Source organism: Dickeya aquatica (assembly GCF_900095885.1).
Lineage (GTDB): Bacteria > Pseudomonadota > Gammaproteobacteria > Enterobacterales > Enterobacteriaceae > Dickeya > Dickeya aquatica.
Map to the genome: position 1 here is coordinate 2461177 of NZ_LT615367.1, position 22837 is coordinate 2484013.

Below are 22837 nucleotides of genomic sequence, written 5' to 3' on the forward strand. Positions count from 1 at the left end.
ATATGATTAACGCAACGCCTGCATTGACGTCACAATAACGCCACATAGCGCCAGGAAATTATGCTCAGGCCCGAACATGGCATTATTTCATCGGACATTTCAGGATACCTGTATATAAATCAGTATATAAATAACATGAATACTGTTAATGCATCGGCTGGGTTATTTCCGATACCGCTGTATTAAAAAACAGCGGCCAACTTTGCTGGCCACGTTGAGCATTATCTGAAAGTGATTCAAATATTATTTTTTTACCGCCGAGCGTAATTCTTCCAATAAATTTTCTGGCGGCGGGGTAACTGAAGATAAAAACCCTGCTCAGCAAGTGATTGTTTTACTTTGTTAATATCTGCCGAAGCTAACGTCTTTCTGCCATCCAGTGGTAATATCATCACCAGATGCGGTTGACCGAAACTTTCCATCAAGGCGGTCGGCACGCGAGAGAAGTCGTCTTTTTTTTCGACATAAAGATACGTTTGATCGCGTTTAGAACTTCTATAGATCACACAATACATGTTTTTTACTCTGAACAAGGGGAATGGTGTCTTGCCTGTATTTTCATGTGACTATAACATGCTTAAAGTGCTCTGGAATATCATGCCTTAAATGCTACTCTGGGGATTTAAAGATGCTGAAACTGAGTCAGGACTGATGTCACACACGCCAATTGAGTTAAAAGGCAGCAACTTTACTTTATCCGTTGTCCATCTGCATGATGCGCAACCCGATGTTATCCACCAGGCCTTGCAGGAAAAAATAGAGCAGGCACCGGCGTTTCTGAAAAATGCCCCGGTGGTGGTCAATGTCGCCGCGCTGCCTGTCGATGCCGACTGGGCAAAGCTCCAGCACGCCATTACCCAAACCGGTTTGCACGTCGTTGGCGTGTGCGGATGTGAGGATGAGCAACTCCGTCAGTCCATCGCGGCGGCCGGTCTTCCGTTGTTGCGTGAAGGGAAAGACCGGCGGATTGCACCACCGCCCGCGCCAGTAGCCGCACCGGTTAAAACCCGTGTCGTCACGACGCCGGTGCGTTCGGGGCAGCAAATTTATGCCCGGGATGGCGACCTTATCGTCACCAGTCATGTCAGCGCAGGAGCTGAGGTGATCGCCGATGGCAATATCCACATTTATGGCATGATGCGCGGTCGCGCACTGGCAGGAGTCTCGGGCGATGTCAGCAGCCAAATCTTCTGCACCCAGTTGGCCGCCGAACTGGTATCCATTGCCGGTCGCTACTGGCTCAGTGATCAGATACCCAAAAATTATTTTGCAAAGGCGGCTCGCCTGAAACTCAGCCCGCCTGACCATGAACTGATTATACAACCTCTAGATTAGGCCCTTGGAAGGAATTATTTATGGCACGCATTATCGTTGTTACTTCAGGTAAAGGGGGCGTTGGCAAGACCACTTCAAGCGCGGCCATTGCTACCGGTTTAGCCCAAAAAGGCAAGAAAACGGTGGTTATCGATTTTGATATCGGCCTGCGTAACCTCGACCTTATCATGGGGTGTGAGCGCCGGGTCGTCTATGATTTTGTCAATGTCATCCAGAACGATGCCACACTCAACCAGGCGCTGATTAAAGACAAGCGCACCGAGAATCTCTACATTCTGCCTGCCTCGCAAACCCGTGATAAAGACGCCCTGACCCGTGAAGGGGTGGAAAAAGTGCTCAATGAACTCGCGGAGATGGGGTTTGAATTCATCGTGTGTGACTCCCCAGCCGGTATTGAAACCGGCGCATTGATGGCGCTCTATTTTGCGGATGAAGCGGTTATCACCACCAACCCGGAAGTGTCGTCAGTTCGGGATTCTGACCGTATTTTAGGCATATTGTCGTCGAAATCGCGGCGCGCCGAGCAAGGCGAAGACCCGATAAAAGAGCACCTGTTGCTCACCGCTATAACCCAGGGCGAGGTCAGCCGGGGCGATATGTTGAGTATGGAGGATGTGCTGGAAATTTTGCGTATCCCCCTGATAGGGGTTATCCCAGAAGATCAGTCCGTACTTCGCGCCTCCAACCAGGGTGAACCGGTCATTCTGGATAAAGAGGCTGACGCAGGCAAAGCCTATGCCGATACGGTAGACCGGCTGCTTGGCGAAGAACGGCCTTACCGTTTTATCGAGGAAGAGAAAAAAGGCTTCCTGAAACGACTCTTTGGGGGGTAAACCATGGCGTTACTCGATTTCTTTTTGTCGCGCAAAAAAACGACTGCCAATATCGCCAAGGAGCGGCTGCAAATCATTGTCGCAGAGCGTCGCCGCGGCGATAGCGAACCGCATTATCTGCCGCAGTTAAAGCGCGACATTCTCGATGTTATCTGCAAATACGTGCAGATTGACCCGGAAATGGTGACAGTTCAGCTTGAACAAAAAGGTGATGATATTTCGGTGCTGGAACTCAACGTCACCTTACCGGAGACGGATGAAGCCCCGACATCACCCTCGCCACAGGCCAAATAAACCGATGCCCGGTGTCATGCACTGAGCGTTGAGCTGACACCGCTACCTGAACGATACAGGCCCTTGCCATAACCGCAAGGGCCTGTTTACGCTGGGCCGTAGTCACGCAGTGGACTAATAATCGGCAAGTGTTGCTTTTATCGCCTCACCGAACAACCGGCCACGCCACCCTGTCAGTAATTCCGGCTCCTGCTCCTGAGGCGACAGTTTCCAGTGCCAGTTCAGCAGGCGGTTAATTTGCCGACGCGACGCCAGCAGCTCCGCGGATAACCCACTCTGTTGCGCCGCGGTTTGTACCTGCGCCTTGATAGCTTTGAACACACTTTTATAGCCCGGCTGATCAATCAAATTGTGTACTACCGGCGGATAGGCCGACTCACACAATGCAGCAGTTTCAGCCACCAGCGCCAGCAGCGTTTTACCGTGGTAGCGAATCTCCGGGCCACTTAACCCCAGCGAATCCAGCTCACCCAGTGAACCTGGCAAATAGCGGGCCACCTGCCACAAATGCTCTTCACGCACGATGAAATTCACCGCGCTGTCGCGCTCACGGGCTTTGTTCAAGCGCCAGGCCGCCAGCGTTTGCAGACAGGCCAGATGACGGCCCCGCAGTTGCCAGGCGTTACCTATCTCGCGGTAAGCCAGTTCCGGTGCCAGCACCTCCTGGCGTCGCTGGCACAATTGTGCGCACTCATTGAGTGCCGCCTCTTGCCAGCCTGCGGTGGCGATTTCCACCATCAATGTTCTGGCAACCGGCAACAGATAAAACACATCGGCAGCCGCATACTGACACTGTTTTTCCGTGAGGGGACGGGCCAGCCAATCGGTGCGGGATTCGCTTTTATCCAGCGCTACCTGACAATAATCCGCCACCAGCGACGCGAAACCGTAAGAGAGCGGTTTGCCGAGAAAGGCGGCCAGAATTTGTGTGTCAATAAACGGTGCTGGCTGGCAGCCAAACGCTTTCAGACACACCTCCAGATCCTCGCTACCGGCATGCAGGAACTTGGTCACTTGCGGGTCTTGCAACAGTGCGCGCAGTGGCGTCCAGTCGGTGATGGTCAACGGATCGATTAACGACAGGTTTTCACCGTCATACAGCTGAATCAGGCCCAGTTGCGGGTAGTAGGTACGGGTTCGTACAAATTCGGTATCCAGCGCCACGTCGGGCACCGCGCGCGCCAGCGCACAGACCGCCGACAATCCTTCATCGGTAGTAATCAACTGATAATTCAAAACAACCTTCTCTTGGTAATGCCCGGACCAGGACGACCGGGACAGAAAATAGGGGTGGGAACCGGCCATAAACCATCGGTGGCCGCCGTGATGACACTCAATGCTTATCACAAACAGACGCGCGTTATCACAAGCAAACCGCATAACACAGTGGCGCACGGTATGCGCCACCATACCCGTCATGCCTGCAACAGGCAACCATCAGGCCACCGACTGCTCATTACGCAACTCACGGCGCAGAATTTTCCCGACATTCGACTTGGGCAATTCACGGCGAAATTCAAACAGGCGCGGCACTTTATAGCCGGTCAGGCTGCGACGGCAGTGGCTGATAAGCTCATCTTGCGTTAATGAAGGGTCACGGCAGACAACAAACACTTTAACGGCTTCGCCCGTGAGTTCGCTCGGTACACCGATCGCCGCCGCTTCAGAGACTTTCGGGTGGCGCGTCACCACTTCCTCAATTTCATTGGGGTAGACGTTAAACCCGGACACCAGAATCATGTCTTTCTTCCGGTCGATAATCTTCAAAAACCCCTGCTCATCTACCGTAACAACGTCACCGGTCGCCAGCCATCCCTCTTTGAGCACCTCGCAGGTCGCCGCAGGCTGTTGCCAGTAGCCAGACATCACCTGTGGCCCGCGCACCCACAACTCGCCCGGCTCACCGGGCACGACATCCTGCCCGTCATCATTAACAATGCGCACATCCGTTGAGGGCACCGGCAGGCCGATACTGCCGCTGTAGCGCTGAAGGTCGTAGGGATTACCCGCCACCAGCGGCGAGCTTTCGGTTAACCCATAGCCTTCCAGTAAATGGCGGCCGGTCAGTTTTTCCCAGCGTTCAGCAACCGCCTGTTGCACCGCCGCACCACCGCCAACCGACAGCGTGAGCGAAGAGAAATCAAGCTGATGAAAGGCCGGGTTATTCAATAACGCATTAAAGAGTGTGTTAACGCCCGTAATGGCGCTGAAGGGATAACGGGAAAGCTCTTTGATCATCCCGGGAATATCGCGGGGGTTGGTGATAAGCAAGTTGGTGCCGCCAATTTCAATAAACAGCAGGCAATTCACCGTCAACGCAAAAATGTGATAGAGCGGTAGCGCTGTTACCACCCGCTCCTGCCCCTCTTTCAGTACCGGCCCATAGGCGGCTTTCGCCTGCATCAGGTTGGCCTGTAAATTGCGATGCGTCAGCATCGCACCTTTCGCCACGCCGGTTGTGCCGCCGGTATATTGCAAGAAGGCCAGATCCTGATTGTTCATCTGCGGTTTTAGGTAGGGCATTTTTTTACCCTGCTGAATGACCTGACGAAAAGAAATGGCATCCGGCAGATAATACTTCGGCACCAGCCGCTTGATGTACTTCACCACAAAGTTCACCAGCGTGCCTTTGGCCGCCGTCAGTTGGTCGCCCATGCGGGTAAGAATGACATGTTTAATCGGCGTGTTGTACACCACTTTTTCCAGCGTGTGGGCGAAGTTGGAGACAATCACAATCGCGGATGCACCGCAGTCTTTTAGCTGGTGCTCCAGCTCTCGTGGGGTATACAGCGGATTGACATTCACCACCACCAGCCCGGCTCTCAGCACGCCAAACAGCGCCACCGGATACTGCAACAGGTTGGGCATCATCAGCGCGACGCGCTCACCTTTTTTCAGCTTCAACTGGTGTTGCAAGTAGGCCGCAAAGGCGCGGCTGCGTTCTTCCAGCTGGCGAAAGGTCATTGCCTCGCCCATGTTGATAAAAGCGGGCCGGTCGGCATAACGTGCGACGGCATCTTCAAACAGCTCGATTAGCGAACTATAGCGATCCGGGTTAATGTCCGCCGGGACATCGGCCGGATAACGTGCTAACCAGATTTTTTCCAAAACGTCACTCCCGAGATATTTTTTAAGCGGCATCATGCATCCCAAATCCGAGTGATTTTTAACAATATTTTAACCCATATCCGTCAGGGCAAAATAAACAATCTCAAGGTTGAGAAGACGATCACTTATTTCTCAATGGTTTCTCACTAAGCCATAATATAAACGCAAAAAATAAGGCGACCGGAGCCGCCTCTGTTTTGTTGCCGGGCTGATAACAAATACGCCGCGGATTGACCGCTTTACTCCGTGACCACCGACTCAACGCGGGCGGGAGCATACCACTGATCCCATCCTGGCCCCCAGGTGCGGTGATAACGGCGATCCCACACCGGGTCATAGACACGAGGCGGCAGCATTACCTGCTGAACCACCCGCCAGCGTTTGTAACCGCGCACGTCAATCACCACATACCGATACGGCCTGTCACCAATCTTACCTTGTTCCGCACCCGCGATCGGCCCTACCACTGTGACAAGCTGATTCTTGAGCTCGACGGGTTCGAGAAAACCGCTAACGTAAGCAACAAAGCGGCCCGGCGAGGGCGAATCCAGTGTCGGTCTGCCGCCGTCATCAAGCGGCAGGCTGACGATTTCCAGCCGGGTGCGATTGGCTTCATTGCGCACCTCTGCAACCTGCCCGCCAAAACGCGACTCCTGGCCGACAAACACTTTGGGATCGGTCATCACCCGGCGCAAATCCATCTGTGGCGTTGCCGAAGTACCGCGGATCTCCTCCGGTACCGTCACGCACCCCGACACACCGAGCACGCTTAACACCAACACAGCATAGGCTATCGCCTTAGACCTGCGCCCCAGCCTCTTATGTGAGAACCTGTTCAGCATCGTCACCTCGCCTTTGTCTGGTTATCCGTGATGGCCGGCATCGGGTATCGTATGTGGCCGCTTTTCAGGAGCGAAACGGGTTTTCGCCCCTGCACTGAGACGCTCTGCGAGCGTGACACCGTGGTATTGCGGCCCCATCCCCTGCCAGCCTCACCGATTAGACTGTTTTCAACACGATAAGTTTGTCAGCATGATACGCTGCGGTTATTCACGGCCGGGCAGCTTCTTCCATGCCACTTCATTGCGTAAATAGCAGGGTTGCGCCAGTTCCACACTGACTGCGCCGCCACGCTGCCACAGCGATAGCGCCAGCGGCAGCATATCCTGCGCCTGTGGCAGCAACGCCTCGGTGTGCTGCACGTTCAGGCCCGGTTGCACAATTAAATCCGGGTAAGTCTGCCAGCCGGTGCCCGCTGTCGCCCATTCACCCTGCCAGGATGCCGCCTGCGCCTGTAATTGCGCCGGGGCCAGCACCGCCTCGCTCTGCTCACCCTGCCAGCCGTGCGCGGCATCAAACTGATACTGCGCCCAGTACACTTCGCCCATGCGTGCATCAATCGCGGTGAGCACCTGCGTTGCACCGCTCAAACGATGAGCACCCTGCGCCAGCGTCGCCAGCGTGGAAATCCCCAGCATCGGCAGTGATGCGCCCAGAGCCAGCCCCTGCGCGATACCAATTCCGATACGTACCCCGGTAAAACTGCCGGGCCCGCGCCCAAACGCCAGCGCATCCAGTTGGTTGAGCGTGATGCCATGCTCAGACAGAGCCTGTTGTACCATCGGGAGCACGCGCTGGGTGTGCTCGCGTGGGCAAATTTCAAACAGGGAAAAAATTTCACCGTCGTTCCACAGCGCAACGGAACAGGCTTCTGTTGCGGTATCAAGCGCTAAAATTCGCGTAGACATGCCAACCTCAGGCAGGAAAGTTTCAACGGCGCGCATGATAACAGCCCGCGCCGGTAAGCGTCACGGCTTGTGCATGAGAAAATCCATCGCCCGTTGCAGATTGCGGGTGCGGGGCGCAGGCGGCAAGCTTTTGAGAAAGACCTCACCGTAAGGTCGCGTCACCAGCCGGTCATCGCAAATTACCAGTACGCCCCGGTCCGTCACATCACGGATAAGCCGCCCGACTCCCTGCTTTAAGGTGATAACGGCATCCGGTAACTGTACGCCATCAAACGGGTCGCCACCGCGCAGGCGGCAATCTTCCATGCGGGCCTTGAGTAGCGGGTCATCTGGTGAAGTAAACGGTAATTTATCGATTATCACGCATGAGAGCGCATCCCCCCGCACATCCACCCCTTCCCAAAAGCTGCTGGTCGCCACCAGCAAGGCATTTCCAGCCGCTAAAAACTGGGTCAGCAACTGTGGCTTACTGGTTTCCCCTTGTACCAGCACTGGCAGCGTCAGCTGTGCGCGAAACTGAGCCGCCAGATCACGCATCATCTGATGCGAGGTACATAACATAAAACAGCGCCCCTGATTAGCCTCTATCAGCGGGCGTAGCATTTGTGCCAGTTTGCCGGCTGCATCCGGGCGATAGGTTTGCGGTAAGTGTCGCGGCACGCACAACAGCGCCTGACGGGCGTAATCAAACGGGCTCGGCAGCAGCAGGGTCTGTGCCTGCTCAAGGCCGAGACGCTCGGTAAAGTGGGTGAGGTTATCATTAACCGACAGCGTGGCAGAGGTGAAAATCCAGCAGGCGGGCTTGTCTTTCATCACCTCACGAAACTTATCCGCCACAGAAAGCGGCGTCAGCGCCAGCACAAAGTGGCGGGCATTGCATTCATACCAGTAGCTGTAACCGGGTTGTTCAACATCACGCAGGCGTTTTAGCCGGGCACGGTAGAGACTGGCACGCTCGAAAGCGGCATCCAGCAGCGCCGAACGCCCAAGCGAGAGTTTGGCCACATCGGCACACAGCTCCAGCGCATCATCCAATAGCGTGAGCGCCCGCTGCAATGAGGTCTCACTCATCACATCGCGTAAATTGCCGCGAAAGCCGGGGTCGCCGAGGGCAAGACGAAGATCCTGAGTGCTCTGGCTTAGGCGGTCAGCGCTTTTTTGTAACTGGCTGGCATCGCGCACCTCGGTGCGATAGGCAATCACAATGTCTTTTGCCAAATCCAGCAACTGGCGGCTGGTCAGTTGCTGGCCAAAATACTGACTGGCGATATCGGGTATTTGGTGGGCTTCGTCAAAAATTACCACCTCGCTATCGGGGATCAATTCAGCAAACCCGCTCTCTTTGACCACCATATCCGCCAGATAGAGGTGGTGATTGACCACCACCACATCCGCATCCAGCGCCCGGCGGCGAGCCTTCACCACAAAACAGTCTTTATAGTTTGGGCAATCGCTGCCAAGGCAATTGTCGTTAGTGCTGGTGACCAGCGGCCAGACGGCGCTGTCTTCTGCCACCTCGCCACACTGGCTGATATCGCCTTCGTCGGTTTGGGCCGACCAGCTTCGCAAGCGCACCAGTTCGTGCAGCAACTCCGGCCCCAGCCCTCCACCGACCAGCGACTGCTGTTCCAGCCGTTCGATACACACGTAGTTGGAGCGGCCTTTTAACAGCGCCAGTTTGCCACCAAAGGCCAGCGCCTGCGCCACCATCGGCAAATCACGGCTATAGAGCTGGTCTTGCAGCGCCCGCGAGCCGGTAGAAATGATCACTTTTTTACCCGCACGCAGCGCCGGAGCCAGATAAGCGTAGGTTTTTCCTGTACCGGTTCCCGCTTCCACCACCAGTGGCCGCCGGGCATCAATGGCGGCGACAACGGCTTGCGCCATTTGACGCTGCGGCTCCCGGGGCCGGAAACCGGCTATCGCCCGCGCCAGCGCGCCATCATTGGCGAAATCATCGTTTAAACACTCTGCTGTCACAGCGCCTCTCTTGTCTGGCGGTTCTGAGCCTGATGCTGGTGGAATATCCAGTAGCGGATTATGCCAAGTCGCCACCTCAGACACCACCTCGCTTCACATTTTTCGCCTGACAAGGCAGCGATCACCTTCGTCTTGCAAATATGCTAGTCTGCCTGCTTTTAGCCGCAACAAGGAAACTGATGGTATGTCTATCACCCGTATTCATCCTGACGCTCGCTGGTCTGATGCCGTTATCTACAACAACACGCTCTATTACACCAGCGTGCCGGAAAACCTTGATGAGGATGCCCGTGCCCAAACAGAAAATGCGCTGGCTTCACTGGACGCCATCCTGCAACAGGCGGGCTCTGATAAAAGCCGTCTGCTGGATGTGACCATTTTTCTGGCAGATAAAGCCGATTTTGCCGCGATGAACGCCGCCTGGGATGCCTGGGTCGTCGCTGGCAGCGCGCCCGTGCGTTGCACGGTAGAAGCCCAACTGATGAACCCGAAATTCAAGGTGGAAATCAAAGCCATCGCGGCCGTTGGTTAACCGCTCAGCCGGGCGCGACGCGCCCTTTAAACACCGGGTGTACAGACGACAACCCGCGTCGCCGTTATCGGACACAGACACGTATTACGCCGGTGAATCACCCTCCTGACTCTCGTCCTCGTCACCCTCTTCCTCCTCAAAACGCGCCACCACCTTTGCCCCTTGATGGTTTTCACGCAGCGCCTGCGCCACCCGTGCTATCGCCTCACCGCTGCTCATCCCCTGCGCCATGAGCTGTTGTATTTTCTCTACCGCCTGCTGCTGCTGTTCATGGGTCAGTGCCGGGGTACCTGCAAACATGTCGTTATCTCCTAAAACCTTTTTATACCGGGGAAGCCAGCGCACCCACACGGTTTGTGATACGCTTGCCATCGCTGTCATTTATGCCGCCGGTTCAGCATTCGGCTGCCGGTAGACCACCGTCGAGAAACCGTATTCATACCGCTATGCCAACATCGCTAGTCTATCATGCTCTGCCCTATCAGCCCGATGCGCTGTTACACCTTTTTGGCTCACTGTCGCACCAGCCCTGGGCAATGTTGTTGCACTCCGGTTTTGCCGAACACCCTCATAACCGCTTTGATATTCTGGTCGCACAACCCCGTGTAACGCTACAAACGGTGGCAGAAACCACCACGGTGACCGACAGCAACGGCCGCGTATTAGCGACGTCATCTGACGATCCCTTTTTCTTGCTACACCAGCAAATGGATGCACTGAACCTGCATGCTGACCCTCACCCTGATTATCCGTTTCAGGGCGGCGCACTGGGGCTGTTTGGTTACGATTTGGGTCGCCGGGTAGAGCAACTGCCAAACCTTGCCTTGCGGGATATTGACCAGCCAGATATGGCCGTCGGCCTGTATGACTGGGCATTGATTGCCGATCATCAACGCCAGTGCCTGACGCTGGTGGCCCACGGCGATGTTCAGGCTCGGCTGGCATGGTTAAATGCTCAGCCCAAGCGCCCCAGCCAAACCTTTCAGTTGACCGGCGACTGGCAGGCCAACATGAGCCGTGAGCAGTATGGCGAGAAATTTCGCCGCATCCAGCATTATCTGCGCGCCGGTGACTGCTATCAGATAAACCTCACCCAGCGTTTTCAGGCCCCCTATCAGGGTGATGAATGGCAGGCGTTTTTGCGCCTTTCAACCAGCAATCGTGCGCCGTTTTCCGCCTTTTTACGCCTGCCGCAGGGGGCGATACTTAGCGTTTCACCGGAACGTTTTCTGTGGCTGCATGACCACCACATTCAAACCCGCCCCATTAAAGGCACGCTGCCACGCCTGCCGCAGGCCGAGGAGGATGCACGCCAGGCCGCCCGGCTGGCCACGTCCGCCAAAGACCGGGCGGAAAACCTGATGATTGTCGATTTGTTGCGTAATGATATTGGCCGTGTTGCCGAACCGGGTAGCGTGCGGGTGCCTGAGCTGTTTGTCGTCGAGCCGTTCCCTGCCGTGCATCACTTGGTGAGTACCATCGAGGCTCGCTTACCAACGTCGTTGCACGCCACCGATTTACTGCGTGCCTGTTTCCCCGGCGGCTCAATTACCGGAGCCCCCAAAGTACGCGCAATGACGATTATTGAAGAACTGGAGCCTCACCGTCGTAATGCCTATTGCGGCAGCATTGGCTACATCAGCCTGTGCGGCACGATGGACACCAATATTACAATCCGCACGCTGATCGCGGCCAACGGTGTGCTTTCCTGCTGGGCCGGCGGCGGAATTGTGGCCGACAGCAAGGAACAGGCAGAATATCAGGAAACATTCGACAAGCTTGGCCGCATCCTGCCGTTATTAACGGTATCAACAACGCGATAAGCAGGAATATCACCATGTCTGATGCCCGACGATTACCCGCGTTTACCCCGGCTTATCAAGCCAGTGAATATAATCTTGATGCCTTTATCACTCGCTTTCAGCTACAAGCGGCACCGTTTTTGCCCGCCACACAGCATGTCCGTGAAGCAGCGGTATTGGTGCCGGTCATCCGTCGGGCTGACCCTTGCCTGCTGCTGACCCGTCGCTCCACCAGACTTCGCAAACACGCAGGCCAGGTGGCCTTCCCCGGCGGAGCGGCTGACCCACAAGATGCCTCGCTCATTGCCACCGCGCTGCGTGAAGCACACGAGGAAGTGGCCATTCCCCCTGATGCCGTAGACATTCTCGGCACGCTGCCTGCGTTTGACAGCACCAGCGGTTATCGGGTGACACCGGTTGTTGGCCTGCTGCCAGACACCGTGCGTTTTCACCCGAATGCGGATGAAGTGGCAGAACTGTTTGAAATGCCGTTGCGCGAGGCGTTTACATTGCAGCGCTACCATGCGCTGGATATTAAACGTCATCAGCGCACCCACCGCGTTTATCTCTCCTGGTATCAGCAACAGTTTGTCTGGGGGCTGACGGCGGCCATTATCCGGCAGTTGGCATTACAGGTGGCCTAGCCACCCAACTCACAGGCTCTGCCATAAGTTATTCTTTGGTAAAGCATAACTTTATTTCATGTGAAAAGCCGAATATGGCAGCACATTATCCAATACAATAGCACGGAAAGAGATTTTTATTCTGGAATGGCATTTTATTCCAGAAGCAAGCCAGATAACCCGCTCCTACACATCAATTACCGTGTGGCGAACATCAGCGGATGGCGAACGATAAATCGTATAAATATGCCACTGTCTCTCAAATAAGTGTTATACCCAGACTAACAGGCCATCCCCTGAAAGGAGTATCCAGCGTGATAAGCGTATTCGACATGTTCAAAATCGGTATTGGCCCTTCCAGCTCTCATACAGTCGGACCGATGAAAGCCGGTAAACAATTTGTCGATGAACTGCAACAGCAGGGGTTATTGACCCGGACAGAGCGCATTAAGGTAGACGTCTACGGTTCACTGGCGCTGACAGGCAAAGGCCACCACACCGATATTGCGATTATTCTTGGTTTGGCTGGCAACCAACCCGACACCGTAGACATTGATGCCATTCCCGCGTTTATCCGCGACGTGGAGCTCAATGAGCGCCTGCTGCTGGCGGGCTGCCACGAGGTGGCGTTCCCCCGCGAAGGCGGTATGGTTTTTCGCGCCGAAAACCTGCCTTTACACGAAAACGGCATGACGCTGACAGCCCTTGCAGGCGATGTGCCGCTATACCGCCAGACCTATTACTCCATCGGCGGCGGCTTTATTGTGACGCAAGAGCAATTTGGCCAGCCGCAGGCGTCCGAATGTGTCGTGCCACATCCTTATCGCTCGGCACTAGAGATTCTCAGTCATTGTAAACAAAGCGGCCTGTCTATTTCGGGCATGATGATGCGCAATGAACTGGCACTGCATAGCCGAGAAGAAATAGAAGACTATTTCGCCGCCGTGTGGCAAACCATGCGCACCTGCATGGACAGAGGCATGAACACCGAAGGGGTATTGCCAGGCCCGCTGCGCGTTCCACGCCGTGCCGCAGCACTGCGGCGTATGCTGGTCTCATCAGACAAATTATCCAGTGACCCGATGAACGTGGTGGATTGGGTGAACATGTTTGCCCTGGCGGTTAATGAAGAAAACGCCGCAGGCGGCCGGGTCGTGACAGCGCCGACCAATGGCGCTTGCGGGATTGTGCCTGCGGTACTGGCCTACTATGATCATTTTATCGAACCCGTTGGCCCCGGCATTTATCTGCGTTATTTCATGGCTGCTGGCGCTATCGGTTCACTATACAAAATGAATGCGTCTATCTCGGGTGCGGAAGTCGGCTGTCAGGGTGAAGTGGGTGTGGCCTGTTCGATGGCGGCAGCAGGCCTTGCCGAACTGCTCGGGGCCAGCCCGGAACAGGTGTGCGTGGCTGCTGAAATCGGCATGGAGCACAATCTGGGATTAACCTGTGATCCGGTCGCCGGTCAGGTGCAGGTGCCCTGCATTGAACGTAACGCTATTGCCGCTGTGAAAGCGATTAACGCCACCCGGATGGCCGTTCGCCGCACGACGGAGGCCAGAGTGTCGCTCGATAAAGTCATCGAAACCATGTATGAAACCGGTAAAGACATGAATGCCAAATACCGGGAAACGTCACGCGGTGGATTGGCTATCAAGGTGCAGTGCGACTAAGGTAACAGGTAATACTCCGGCAACTAACGCCACAACTGGCCCCTGCGCCTGACCATCATCACGCAATCACAAAACGCAGGATGAACGCCGCAGATTGACCGCGTTCATCCTGCGTTTTCGCTCACGGGTGGCCTGTCACGAAAACGTTTTTGCCCCGGTACACCGGGGCAAAGCGTCATGATGACGCCATTCGCATCGCCGCCTCTTGCCCGCGGGTGATCCGCACCAGCTCAATACGGTAATCGGATGCGGCAAGAATATGGAAATTTAAACCATGCAACACCAGGTGATCGCCAATTTTCGGGAATTCATCACTGTGGGCCAGCAACAACCCCGCCAGCGAGGTGTAATCCTCTTTTGGGTCAACCAGTTCATGAATGTCGAGAACCTGTTGCAGCGAGTGTAAATCTGTCCCACCGCGCACCAGCCAGCCATCACCTTCCTGAGTGATATCCAGCGTTTCATCTTCGTCAGGAAACTCACCGGCAATCGCCTCCAGCACATCCAGCGGCGTAACCAGTCCCTGAACCACGCCAAATTCATTGCTCACCATCACCAGACTCCCTTTGGCGCGGCGTAACACCGGCAGCAGGTTAATCACATCCAGTGTTTCCGGCACCACAATAGGCGGCGTAGCGGCAGCAAACTGCTCAACATCCATGTGCTCATCCAATGCTACCAGCAAATCCTTGGCGCGCACCACCCCAACCAACTCATCGAGTGACCCGCGACAAACAGGAAACAGGCTGTGCGGCGTATCGAGCAATTGCAGGCGAATATCCTGCACCGAACGCTCACTGTCTACCCAGGAAATATCGGTTCGCGGTGTCATCACACTGCGCAACGAGCGCGATGCCAGCGTCAGCACCCCGCTAATCATGTAGCGTTCCTCTTCGGCAAACGTCTCTTGCGGCGGCTGTTTGGGCTGGGTCTGCTCGTCATCATCGCTGGCTTTGTTGCGTGCACCCATCAGGCGCAAAATCGCCTCGGCAGTGCGCTCACGCATTGGCCGGTGAGATTGATGTTTCATAAAGTTATGACGGGCAATCTGGTTGAACATTTCAATCAGAATCGAGAAGCCAATCGCGGCATACAGGTAGCCTTTCGGGATATGGAAACCAAACCCTTCAGCCACCAGGCTCAGGCCAATCATCAGCAAGAAGCTAAGACACAATACCACGACCGTGGTATGCGCATTCACAAAGCGCGTTAAGGGCTTGGAGGCCAGTAGCATCATGCTCATGGCAATAACGACGGCCGTCATCATCACCCCGAGGTGGTTAACCATACCGACCGCAGTAATCACCGCATCCAGCGAGAACACCGCATCCAGAATGACAATCTGGATGACCACGGCCCAGAAACTGGCATGGGCACGGTTCGTGTTGGCATCATGCGGGCGGTTTTCCAGCCGTTCATGTAATTCCATCGTGGCTTTAAATAACAGGAATATCCCGCCCGCCAGCAAGATAAGGTCGCGCCCGGAAAAACTGAACTCGCCCACATGAAACAGGGGTTGTGTTAACGTCACCATCCACGAAATCAGCGACAACAGACCAAGGCGCATCAATAACGCCAACGACAGCCCGATAACACGCGCTTTATCGCGCTGCTTAGGGGGTAATTTATCCGCCAGAATGGCGATAAACACCAGATTGTCGATACCCAGCACAATCTCAAGCACTACCAGCGTCAGTAAGCCTGCCCAGATTGAGGGATCCAGCAGAAATTCCATGTCAGACTCCGAAAAATGAACGCGCGAACGCCATCAATGCCGTGGCATTGTGCGGTAATCGTGTAAGAGAGGGGTGCGATAATAAAATACGTGATAAAGAAATACGTGATAAAGAAATATCACTACCGATCAGGGAATGGCGTAAAGCGCCTGCTATATCACAACCACCGCCGGGCAACGCCGGGGTAAGAGAAATGAATCGTCGGTGACAGTCCATGGGAAGGGCGTTTGCCCGTTACTCCTCTGTAATAAAAGGGAAGACAACTTTAACAGAGTTAATAGCATTTTCCACAACGATTTTATCAGCCTGCGAAATGTGTCGCACACGCTACACCCGCATGACGCCTCAGCGTAAGGCACAACGAGGTATACCATAATGGCCCACTGCGCCTTCACGCTCGGCTACAACCAAAGCCTCGCCCGAGTGTCCTGATTTTCCGCACACTGATGTCCGTCTGAGATATAAAAAAAGTATGATACCGGAAACACTCGTCACCCGGCGGGTGCTCATCAGCTGAATATTCATGATGTATTATCCAACCTTATCCGTTATCCAACATATGGTTTTTTAAAGAAATAAGATCTCATTATATATCCCTGAACATATTGTTTATTCTCGTGTTAAAAAAAGCATTGCATACCAGCCGGTTTTTGATAAAAAAATTAATGAGAATAGACGTTTATTTACTGAGGCAACACCGCTTGGTGGTGATGAAAAACCATATTATTTCATGATAAAAAATCCGGGAATTAACAATAAAGAACCGATGTACCCGCGGTTATCCTTCCCCTTAAAAATAACGTTGTTATTTTAACCACACAATACTTGATGTATTTTCGGGCAATCAGTTTTCCGCTAAAAGATGATAATAATTCTCAATTTCATGAAGAATTTCCATATTATTTATAGTTGTTTCACGGCAAAGTAATATGGTATCTTTGCGCCGTCATTGGGGAGTAGCCGATTCCTGAAATAGTTTAATTCAGGGATGCCCGTATCAACATACTCGTTCTTTTCTGAACGTGGTGCGGGCGGCCAACGAGCAGGCGAGACCATAGACACGCTATCTGCCGTCTGGTTGGGGGTGGGTTGCGTGGATATGGAGAACCGCCCAGCCGAGGCTATTACATATGAACTTATCTGCTACGCTTATTCTTGCTTTTGGCATGTCCATGGACGCTTTCGCTGCCTCTATTGGCAAAGGTGCCGCTCTGCACAATCCCCGTTTTCGTGAAGCGCTACGTACTGGCCTTATCTTCGGCCTGGTGGAAGCACTGACACCGTTGATTGGCTGGGCGCTCGGATTTTATGCCAGCCGCTTCATTCTCGCCTGGGATCACTGGGTGGCATTCAGCCTGCTATTGATTTTAGGCGGGCGCATGATTCTGGAAGGTTTCAAAAGTGAAAGCAGCAGTGATGGCGAGAAAATCTCCCGTCACAGCTTTTTCATTCTGGTATGCACGGCTATCGCCACCAGCCTTGATGCGATGGCAATTGGCGTCGGGCTTGCCTTCCTGCAAGTCAATATCGTGCATACCGCGATGGCTATCGGGTGTGCCACGATGGTAATGGTCACCCTTGGCATGATGATTGGCCGATATGTCGGCCCCATCCTTGGTAAGCGCGCAGAGATAATCGGTGGATTAGTGCTTATCGGTATTGGCTGCAATATTCTCTACGAACACCTGCTGGACCTTGCCTGATATAACCGGTGCGGGGATCCCCCGCACCAGCCTATGCGTTGCGTCGATACAGCCGAATTAAGAAATCGGTTTCACACGAAAAATGGGCTTCTGCACCCAGTGTCGCTTTCACTTCAGGTGTCGCACGCCAGGCAAATGGCGTCATCTGGAGCAGGTTTGCAGCACAAACGCCATTCAGTGGCATCATATATTGCAAACGCTCTTGAGCCTCAAGGGTAAACCCGGCAAACGACTCATCATTTTCAGGATGTGGTTTGACATCCTTGTAAATGCGGGCCTTTAACGCCAGTAAATGATTCGGCCCTGGGGTAACCGTCACCAGCACTCCGCCTGGATGAATGACCCGGGCAAGCTCATCAGGATTACAGGGCGCATAGATTTTTAATACTGCCGCCAACGCCGTGTCAGTAAACGGAAGTCGCTGACTGGATGCCACACAGAACCTGACCTGCGCATAGCGTTTGGCTGCCCGCTGAATGGCCGTTTTGGAAACATCCAGCCCATACACCGAGGCTCCTTGTGATGCCACCGCTTGCGCCAGTGCGGCAGTGTAATACCCTTCCCCACAGCCAATATCCAGCAGCGCAGCAGCAGAGGATGGCAGGTTATCGGCTATCAATATCGACACCCTATCACGCAGAGGCTGATAGTGCCCTTCATCAAGAAATGCCCGACGCGCCTGCATCATCGCGGCGCTGTCTCCAGGCTGTTTTGAACGTTTAAACTGCACAGGTAACAGGTTGACATACCCTTCACGGGCACAATCGAAATGATGACGACCACACGACCAGCGGTTTGACGCATGATGTAAGGGCTGCTGGCATAAAGGGCACTGATAAGGCACGGAAGAATTTTGCATAACACTCTTGAGTAAATCGAAACAACATTCAGAAAAGCAAAAAACCCGCACCAGGCGGGTTTTATGGCGTGAGCTGAAATTACAGCGCCACTACGTTCACAGCGGAAGGGCCTTTCTGACCATCCTGAATTTCAAACTCAACGTTCTGGCCTTCAGCCAGTGTTTTAAAGCCATTGCCCTGAATTGCAGAGAAGTGCACGAACACATCTTTGCTACCGTCAGCCGGAGTAATAAAACCAAAACCTTTAGACTCGTTGAACCACTTAACCTGACCTTTAATCTTTGCCATTTCAAAGTTTCCTTTAATAGTTTAAACCGCGCACAGGCGTCATACAGAAAAACCAGAGTCGTTACTGTTTGAGGCACTAAAATAAGGATCGGCAGAGAAGTGGTATTCAACGCTAACGTTTGTACTCAAGACTTCTTTACTGAAAATGCCATTCATATACAGAACTGTACCTCGTTTTACCCAGATGCGTTATTACATACTCTTTTATTCTTGGCAAGCCATTTTTTGCCAGTGATGGATACGTCGCACAAATTAGAACCCTTAATGTATCATTAATATCCTGCAACCACGGTTGCTTGATATATAGACACCTCAAAGGTTGACCTTGCTCGCTTATCCAATAGATTGATTATGTGCATGCTATTTTGATTGTGCAAGTTAAGATAACCCGATATTGGCTGAGCGCTATACCATACCGCACCTTGCCATAACAAAATGATATTACGGCCGCCAGGCTGATTTTTACTTATCCTTCAAGTTGTGATATCTAAATTTGTGACACAACTTTATTTTTTGTCTTAGTGATAAGAAAAAACCTTCTATAACAAGGTAATGCAGCTATCAATTACCTGGCGAAACTATCTATGAATACCATCATGACTGGCCAGGACCAGGATAATTGAGCGGCCTTTATAATCCTGATGGAATTGTTTCTGCAAAAAATGATTAAGTCACAATTTCCTGTCACTCTTGTTGCACTTTCATTTCTGTTTTTTTACCGAAAAAATTAGTGACGATTTCCCTGACCTCTGCCGGTCAGGAGCAGACCTTGATATATCACTATAGTCACGGCGTTCTATTTCTTTATATCTCTGCCGCAAAAATTCTGACGTTACTTTGGTCACGTTTTACCTCTGGCAGAAATTAAGCTGGATCACGTCATCTCAAAAACGTATATATCCTAAATAATTCGCGTGGCAGGAAGGCGGCAAGAAAGAGAACTCTGGTGAACTTGCATTGGTCAACACAGCGTAATATCGCACCCGATAGCGTTCCCGCCGTGACAACTCAGCCAACGCAGGTTATGGTGTCTTTAACTGATTTTTTGACCGTTTTTGCTTTACGGCAGGCCAACGCATTCTCGCTGTGCGCCAGGTTCCGTTTTTTTACTGCATATATCGCTAACGTAATGATAGTTCGACAACATCAACGGGAGGTGAGCTATGTGGCAGACCATCAGCCAACTGTTGGAAGAACATCTCGGCCCAGGGGACATCCGGGAACGCCGGGAATTACCCGGTGGTGAAGTCCATAGCGCCTGGTATTTGCGTTATGGGCATCATGATGTCTTTATCAAATGTGATGGCCGTGAATGGCTGGATAAATTCCGGGCCGAGGCTGAACAGCTAGAATTACTGGCTCGCAGTAAAACGGTGCGCGTGCCCAGGCTGTATGGCGTTGGTAGCCATCGTAACGCCAGTTTTTTATTACTGGAGTACGTCACCGCCAAACCGATGACAACGCATGATGCCTGGCAGTTAGGCCAGCGTTTGGCTTATCTGCATCAATGGAGCGAACAGCCCCAGTTCGGCCTTGATTTTGACAACGACCTCTCTACCACTCCCCAACCGAATACCTGGCAACGTCACTGGCCGGTTTTTTTTGCCGAACAACGTATCGGCTGGCAACTACAGTTAGCGGCAGAAAAAGGGCTGCATTTTGGGGATATAGATACGCTTATCAAATGTGTAGAGCAACGCCTGAGCGGCCATCAGCCACAACCTTCGCTGTTGCACGGCGATCTGTGGTCAGATAATTATGTTAACTCCGCACAGGGCTGCTATTTGCTTGATCCGGCCTGTTATTGGGGTGACAGAGAGTGTGATCTGGCGATGTTGCCATTACATCCTCATCTGCCTGCACAGATTTACGACGGCTATCAAAGCGTCTGGCCATTGGAAAGCGATTTCCTTGAGCGCCAGCCACTTTATCAGATTTACGTTCTGCTTAATCGCGCCAATTTATTTGGCGGTAAACATGTGGTGGCCGCCCAACACGCCATAGAACATCAGTTAGTGTAATCGCGTGACCTGAAACAACCGGGGCTTCACCGCCCCCATTCAGGTTACAATACCCAATACTTTGAGCACCATATACCCCACAACAGCAACCAGCACCGGCAGAATATAGAGTGGGAAAAATTGCAGCACAATGGTGTGTCGGGGCAACACAACCCGTGATTCCAGTTCTTCACGCGAGTAACCATCCTCACCCTTCATTTTTTCCAGAATCAGTTGATCTTCAAGCCCTTCCCGAATATGCCTGACCTGACGGGATAAACGGGCACCGGAAACCTGCAACGCCAGCCCGACAAACATCAACAAATAAATAAACCAGAACATGATGGTGGCAGCGGCAGACAGCCGGGAAAAATCAGGCACGGGTGAGTTGTACCAGAAGACATCCAGAAATGATGTATTGAACCGTAGCACTTCCACAACCAGGTGAAGAAAATCCTGTATTACGCCATTAATACCTTGTTTTTTCTCGGTAAAGGTGTGAACCAAGTTGGCCAGCGAAATCATGGTGGATAATAAAGCCGGAAGAAAGACGACCCATCCCGTGATACGTTTGACTACGGCAAAAAGGCCAGCCTGTTGATACGTCATGAGTTCCCCTTGTACGTGACGTTCCCCCTGATTTATGAGAAAAAAGGGCGGACACATAAAACCCGTTAGCAGGGTACTTCAGGTTTTAACAGAGTCAACGTTTTCTTTACTGCCGAAGGGGTATCCGCACACAGCGGCGCAATAGAAACACAGTATGTGAATGGAATAACAACGCACAGGAAAAATAGTACCGGTTATTCAACCGGTACTGTGCACGGCTTACAGAAAGTCAGCGCGTTTCGGTGAGAAGGTATCGATTAGGACACTGCCCTCTTCCAGCGACACCACACCGTGCATTTCATTTTTCACGGCCATGTAAGCATCACCGGTCTTCAAAATGCGTTTTTCGCCTTCGATAACCACTTCGAAGCTACCCGCTGCGACATAGGCGATTTGATCGTGAATATCATGCGTGTGCGGCGTACCGATAGCGCCTTTAGCGAAATGGACGCAGACCATCATCAGCTCATCACTCCAGGTGATGATTTTACGTTTAATGCCACCGCCCAGTTCTTCCCACGGTGTCTCATCGTCAATAAAGTACCTTCTCATGCTTTCTCCTCAAGATAGTTCAGCGTGCCACCTTTATGTGAACAAGGTAACACAAAGGGTAAATGCCGCTATTCTAGTAACATCGGCAACAGATGAAACATAAAATAAGCAAAACCATGACGCCTCTCAAGAAATAAATAAAACATTATTTCATTTTTATTGAATTCACATCTCAACCACACTATTATCGCGCCATAACATGAAAGAGCCGGGCAAGAAGGTTCAGGCGACATTGTCACTGCCACGCAACGTAATCTGTTCCGCCCGGCGCTTTCCTGTCAGGCCTGCCGCCTGACGTTAATCTGAAAGCGAGGAGCAATCATGCAAGTCCGTCAGAGTATTCACAGTGACCACGCCCGTCAGCTCGACACTGCTGGCCTGCGGCGCGAGTTTCTGATTGAACGGGTTTTTGATGCGGACACCAGCACCATGACCTACAGCCACATTGACAGGATCATTGTCGGCGGTGTCATGCCTGTTCACCAGGTACTTACTCTCGGTGACGATATCGGTAAACAGTTGGGCGTGAGCTATTTTCTTGAACGTCGTGAACTGGGTGCTATCAATATCGGCGGTGCAGGTGTAGTGAGCGTCGATGGCGAGCACTATGAAATCGATAACGAAGAAGCTATCTATATTGGTAAAGGTGCCCGCGACGTTCAGTTTGCCAGCGTAGACCCGACACGGCCCGCAAAGTTTTACTACAATAGTGCCCCTGCACATACCTCGTATCCGACGCGTAAAATCACTGCCGCGCAGGCATCGCCACAAACGCTGGGTGACGACGCAACCAGTAATCGCCGGACGATTAACAAATATTTAGTTCCAGAGGTTCTGCCTACCTGTCAGCTCTCTATGGGCCTGACCAAACTGGCTCCGGGCAACCTTTGGAATACCATGCCGTGCCATACTCATGAGCGCCGCATGGAAGTGTATTTCTATTTTGACATGGATGCCGAAACGGCGGTGTTTCACATGATGGGGCAACCACAGGAAACCCGCCATATTGTGGTGCATAACGAGCAGGCGGTGATTTCACCGAGCTGGTCAATTCATTCCGGTGTAGGCACAAAATGCTACACCTTTATCTGGGGTATGGTTGGCGAGAACCAGGTTTTTTCAGACATGGATCACGTCAAAGTTAGCGAACTGCGCTAA

Annotated in this window: 22 protein-coding genes, 1 pseudogene and 1 riboswitch; of the genes and pseudogenes, 10 read left to right on the forward strand and 13 right to left on the reverse strand. The window is 52.9% G+C overall.

Annotation, left to right across the window (positions count from 1 at the left end):
• Window positions 1-243: 243 nt before the first annotated feature.
• Window positions 244-515 (reverse strand): annotated as a pseudogene (locus DAQ1742_RS11050) (YcgL domain-containing protein).
• Window positions 516-651: 136 nt separating this feature from the next.
• On the opposite strand from DAQ1742_RS11050, the gene minC reads away from it, so the two are divergent.
• The 3 genes from minC to minE are packed head-to-tail and all read left to right on the forward strand — an operon-like array spanning window position 652 to window position 2462.
• On the forward strand, window positions 652-1335 hold the full coding sequence (minC, locus tag DAQ1742_RS11055; protein WP_035345945.1) for a septum site-determining protein MinC: 684 nt from the start codon (window positions 652-654) through the stop codon (window positions 1333-1335).
• 20 nt (window positions 1336-1355) lie between these two features.
• Window positions 1356-2168 (forward strand): septum site-determining protein MinD, encoded by an 813-nt coding sequence (gene minD, locus DAQ1742_RS11060; RefSeq protein WP_180706116.1) that lies wholly within the window; start codon window positions 1356-1358, stop codon window positions 2166-2168.
• Window positions 2169-2171: 3 nt separating this feature from the next.
• Window positions 2172-2462, forward strand: coding sequence for a cell division topological specificity factor MinE (gene minE, locus DAQ1742_RS11065; RefSeq protein ID WP_035341649.1), 291 nt, complete (start codon window positions 2172-2174; stop codon window positions 2460-2462).
• A 114-nt stretch (window positions 2463-2576) separates the two neighbouring features.
• Here the strand turns inward: minE and rnd are convergent, their stop codons facing one another.
• The 5 genes from rnd to DAQ1742_RS11090 form a co-directional block, all read right to left on the reverse strand.
• Window positions 2577-3698 (reverse strand): ribonuclease D, encoded by a 1122-nt coding sequence (gene rnd / locus DAQ1742_RS11070; protein ID WP_035345942.1) that lies wholly within the window; start codon window positions 3696-3698, stop codon window positions 2577-2579.
• A gap of 201 nt (window positions 3699-3899) precedes the next feature.
• Window positions 3900-5570 (reverse strand): long-chain-fatty-acid--CoA ligase FadD, encoded by a 1671-nt coding sequence (fadD, locus tag DAQ1742_RS11075; RefSeq protein WP_035345940.1) that lies wholly within the window; start codon window positions 5568-5570, stop codon window positions 3900-3902.
• 239 nt (window positions 5571-5809) lie between these two features.
• Entirely contained in the window at window positions 5810-6412 is a 603-nt protein-coding gene (locus tag DAQ1742_RS11080; protein WP_067486913.1) for a Slp family lipoprotein, read from the reverse strand.
• 204 nt (window positions 6413-6616) lie between these two features.
• Entirely contained in the window at window positions 6617-7318 is a 702-nt protein-coding gene (gene tsaB / locus DAQ1742_RS11085; protein WP_035345938.1) for a tRNA (adenosine(37)-N6)-threonylcarbamoyltransferase complex dimerization subunit type 1 TsaB, read from the reverse strand.
• A gap of 60 nt (window positions 7319-7378) precedes the next feature.
• Window positions 7379-9298, reverse strand: coding sequence for an ATP-dependent DNA helicase (locus DAQ1742_RS11090; protein ID WP_035341645.1), 1920 nt, complete (start codon window positions 9296-9298; stop codon window positions 7379-7381).
• Window positions 9299-9482: 184 nt separating this feature from the next.
• Here DAQ1742_RS11090 and DAQ1742_RS11095 point away from each other — a divergent pair, with 184 nt between their 5' ends.
• Window positions 9483-9830: a RidA family protein gene (locus tag DAQ1742_RS11095; RefSeq protein ID WP_035341643.1), complete on the forward strand. Its 348-nt coding sequence runs from the start codon at window positions 9483-9485 to the stop codon at window positions 9828-9830.
• 84 nt (window positions 9831-9914) lie between these two features.
• On the opposite strand, the gene DAQ1742_RS11100 is transcribed toward DAQ1742_RS11095, so the two are convergent.
• Entirely contained in the window at window positions 9915-10130 is a 216-nt protein-coding gene (locus DAQ1742_RS11100) for a YoaH family protein (RefSeq protein WP_035345936.1), read from the reverse strand.
• A 146-nt stretch (window positions 10131-10276) separates the two neighbouring features.
• Between DAQ1742_RS11100 and pabB the strand changes: the two genes are divergently transcribed.
• The 3 genes from pabB to DAQ1742_RS11115 all read left to right on the forward strand — a co-directional run bounded on the left by pabB (window position 10277) and on the right by DAQ1742_RS11115 (window position 13931).
• Window positions 10277-11653, forward strand: coding sequence for an aminodeoxychorismate synthase component 1 (gene pabB, locus DAQ1742_RS11105; RefSeq protein WP_035341641.1), 1377 nt, complete (start codon window positions 10277-10279; stop codon window positions 11651-11653).
• Window positions 11654-11667: 14 nt separating this feature from the next.
• Window positions 11668-12276: a CoA pyrophosphatase gene (locus DAQ1742_RS11110; RefSeq protein ID WP_035341639.1), complete on the forward strand. Its 609-nt coding sequence runs from the start codon at window positions 11668-11670 to the stop codon at window positions 12274-12276.
• A 293-nt stretch (window positions 12277-12569) separates the two neighbouring features.
• A complete protein-coding gene (locus DAQ1742_RS11115; protein ID WP_035341636.1) occupies window positions 12570-13931 on the forward strand; it encodes an L-serine ammonia-lyase in 1362 nt (453 codons plus the stop codon).
• A gap of 175 nt (window positions 13932-14106) precedes the next feature.
• Here DAQ1742_RS11115 and DAQ1742_RS11120 read toward each other — a convergent pair whose 3' ends face one another.
• A complete protein-coding gene (locus DAQ1742_RS11120) occupies window positions 14107-15666 on the reverse strand; it encodes a TerC family protein (protein ID WP_035341634.1) in 1560 nt (519 codons plus the stop codon).
• 940 nt (window positions 15667-16606) lie between these two features.
• Window positions 16607-16790, forward strand: a riboswitch (yybP-ykoY riboswitch).
• 7 nt (window positions 16791-16797) lie between these two features.
• Between DAQ1742_RS11120 and mntP the strand changes: the two genes are divergently transcribed.
• The gene (gene mntP / locus DAQ1742_RS11125; protein ID WP_035341632.1) at window positions 16798-17370 is read left to right on the forward strand and encodes a manganese efflux pump MntP; all 573 of its coding nucleotides are present in this window, start codon (window positions 16798-16800) and stop codon (window positions 17368-17370) included.
• Between the two features lie 31 nt (window positions 17371-17401).
• On the opposite strand, the gene rlmA is transcribed toward mntP, so the two are convergent.
• The 3 genes from rlmA to DAQ1742_RS11140 all read right to left on the reverse strand — a co-directional run bounded on the left by rlmA (window position 17402) and on the right by DAQ1742_RS11140 (window position 18674).
• Complete coding sequence (gene rlmA / locus DAQ1742_RS11130) at window positions 17402-18214, reverse strand: 23S rRNA (guanine(745)-N(1))-methyltransferase (RefSeq protein ID WP_035345934.1); 813 nt, start codon at window positions 18212-18214, stop codon at window positions 17402-17404.
• Between the two features lie 94 nt (window positions 18215-18308).
• Window positions 18309-18518: a transcription antiterminator/RNA stability regulator CspE gene (gene cspE / locus DAQ1742_RS11135; protein WP_012769694.1), complete on the reverse strand. Its 210-nt coding sequence runs from the start codon at window positions 18516-18518 to the stop codon at window positions 18309-18311.
• Window positions 18519-18557: 39 nt separating this feature from the next.
• Window positions 18558-18674 (reverse strand): DUF2627 domain-containing protein, encoded by a 117-nt coding sequence (locus DAQ1742_RS11140; protein ID WP_071604074.1) that lies wholly within the window; start codon window positions 18672-18674, stop codon window positions 18558-18560.
• A gap of 1007 nt (window positions 18675-19681) precedes the next feature.
• On the opposite strand from DAQ1742_RS11140, the gene DAQ1742_RS11145 reads away from it, so the two are divergent.
• Window positions 19682-20539, forward strand: a complete 858-nt coding sequence (locus DAQ1742_RS11145; protein ID WP_035341630.1) for a fructosamine kinase family protein — start codon at window positions 19682-19684, stop codon at window positions 20537-20539.
• Window positions 20540-20578: 39 nt separating this feature from the next.
• Here the strand turns inward: DAQ1742_RS11145 and DAQ1742_RS11150 are convergent, their stop codons facing one another.
• Together DAQ1742_RS11150 and DAQ1742_RS11155 are read right to left on the reverse strand one after the other, a co-directional pair.
• Window positions 20579-21127, reverse strand: a complete 549-nt coding sequence (locus DAQ1742_RS11150; RefSeq protein ID WP_035341628.1) for a YniB family protein — start codon at window positions 21125-21127, stop codon at window positions 20579-20581.
• 219 nt (window positions 21128-21346) lie between these two features.
• Window positions 21347-21679 (reverse strand): cupin domain-containing protein, encoded by a 333-nt coding sequence (locus tag DAQ1742_RS11155; protein WP_035341626.1) that lies wholly within the window; start codon window positions 21677-21679, stop codon window positions 21347-21349.
• Between the two features lie 321 nt (window positions 21680-22000).
• Between DAQ1742_RS11155 and kduI the strand changes: the two genes are divergently transcribed.
• The gene (gene kduI, locus DAQ1742_RS11160) at window positions 22001-22837 is read left to right on the forward strand and encodes a 5-dehydro-4-deoxy-D-glucuronate isomerase (protein ID WP_035341624.1); all 837 of its coding nucleotides are present in this window, start codon (window positions 22001-22003) and stop codon (window positions 22835-22837) included.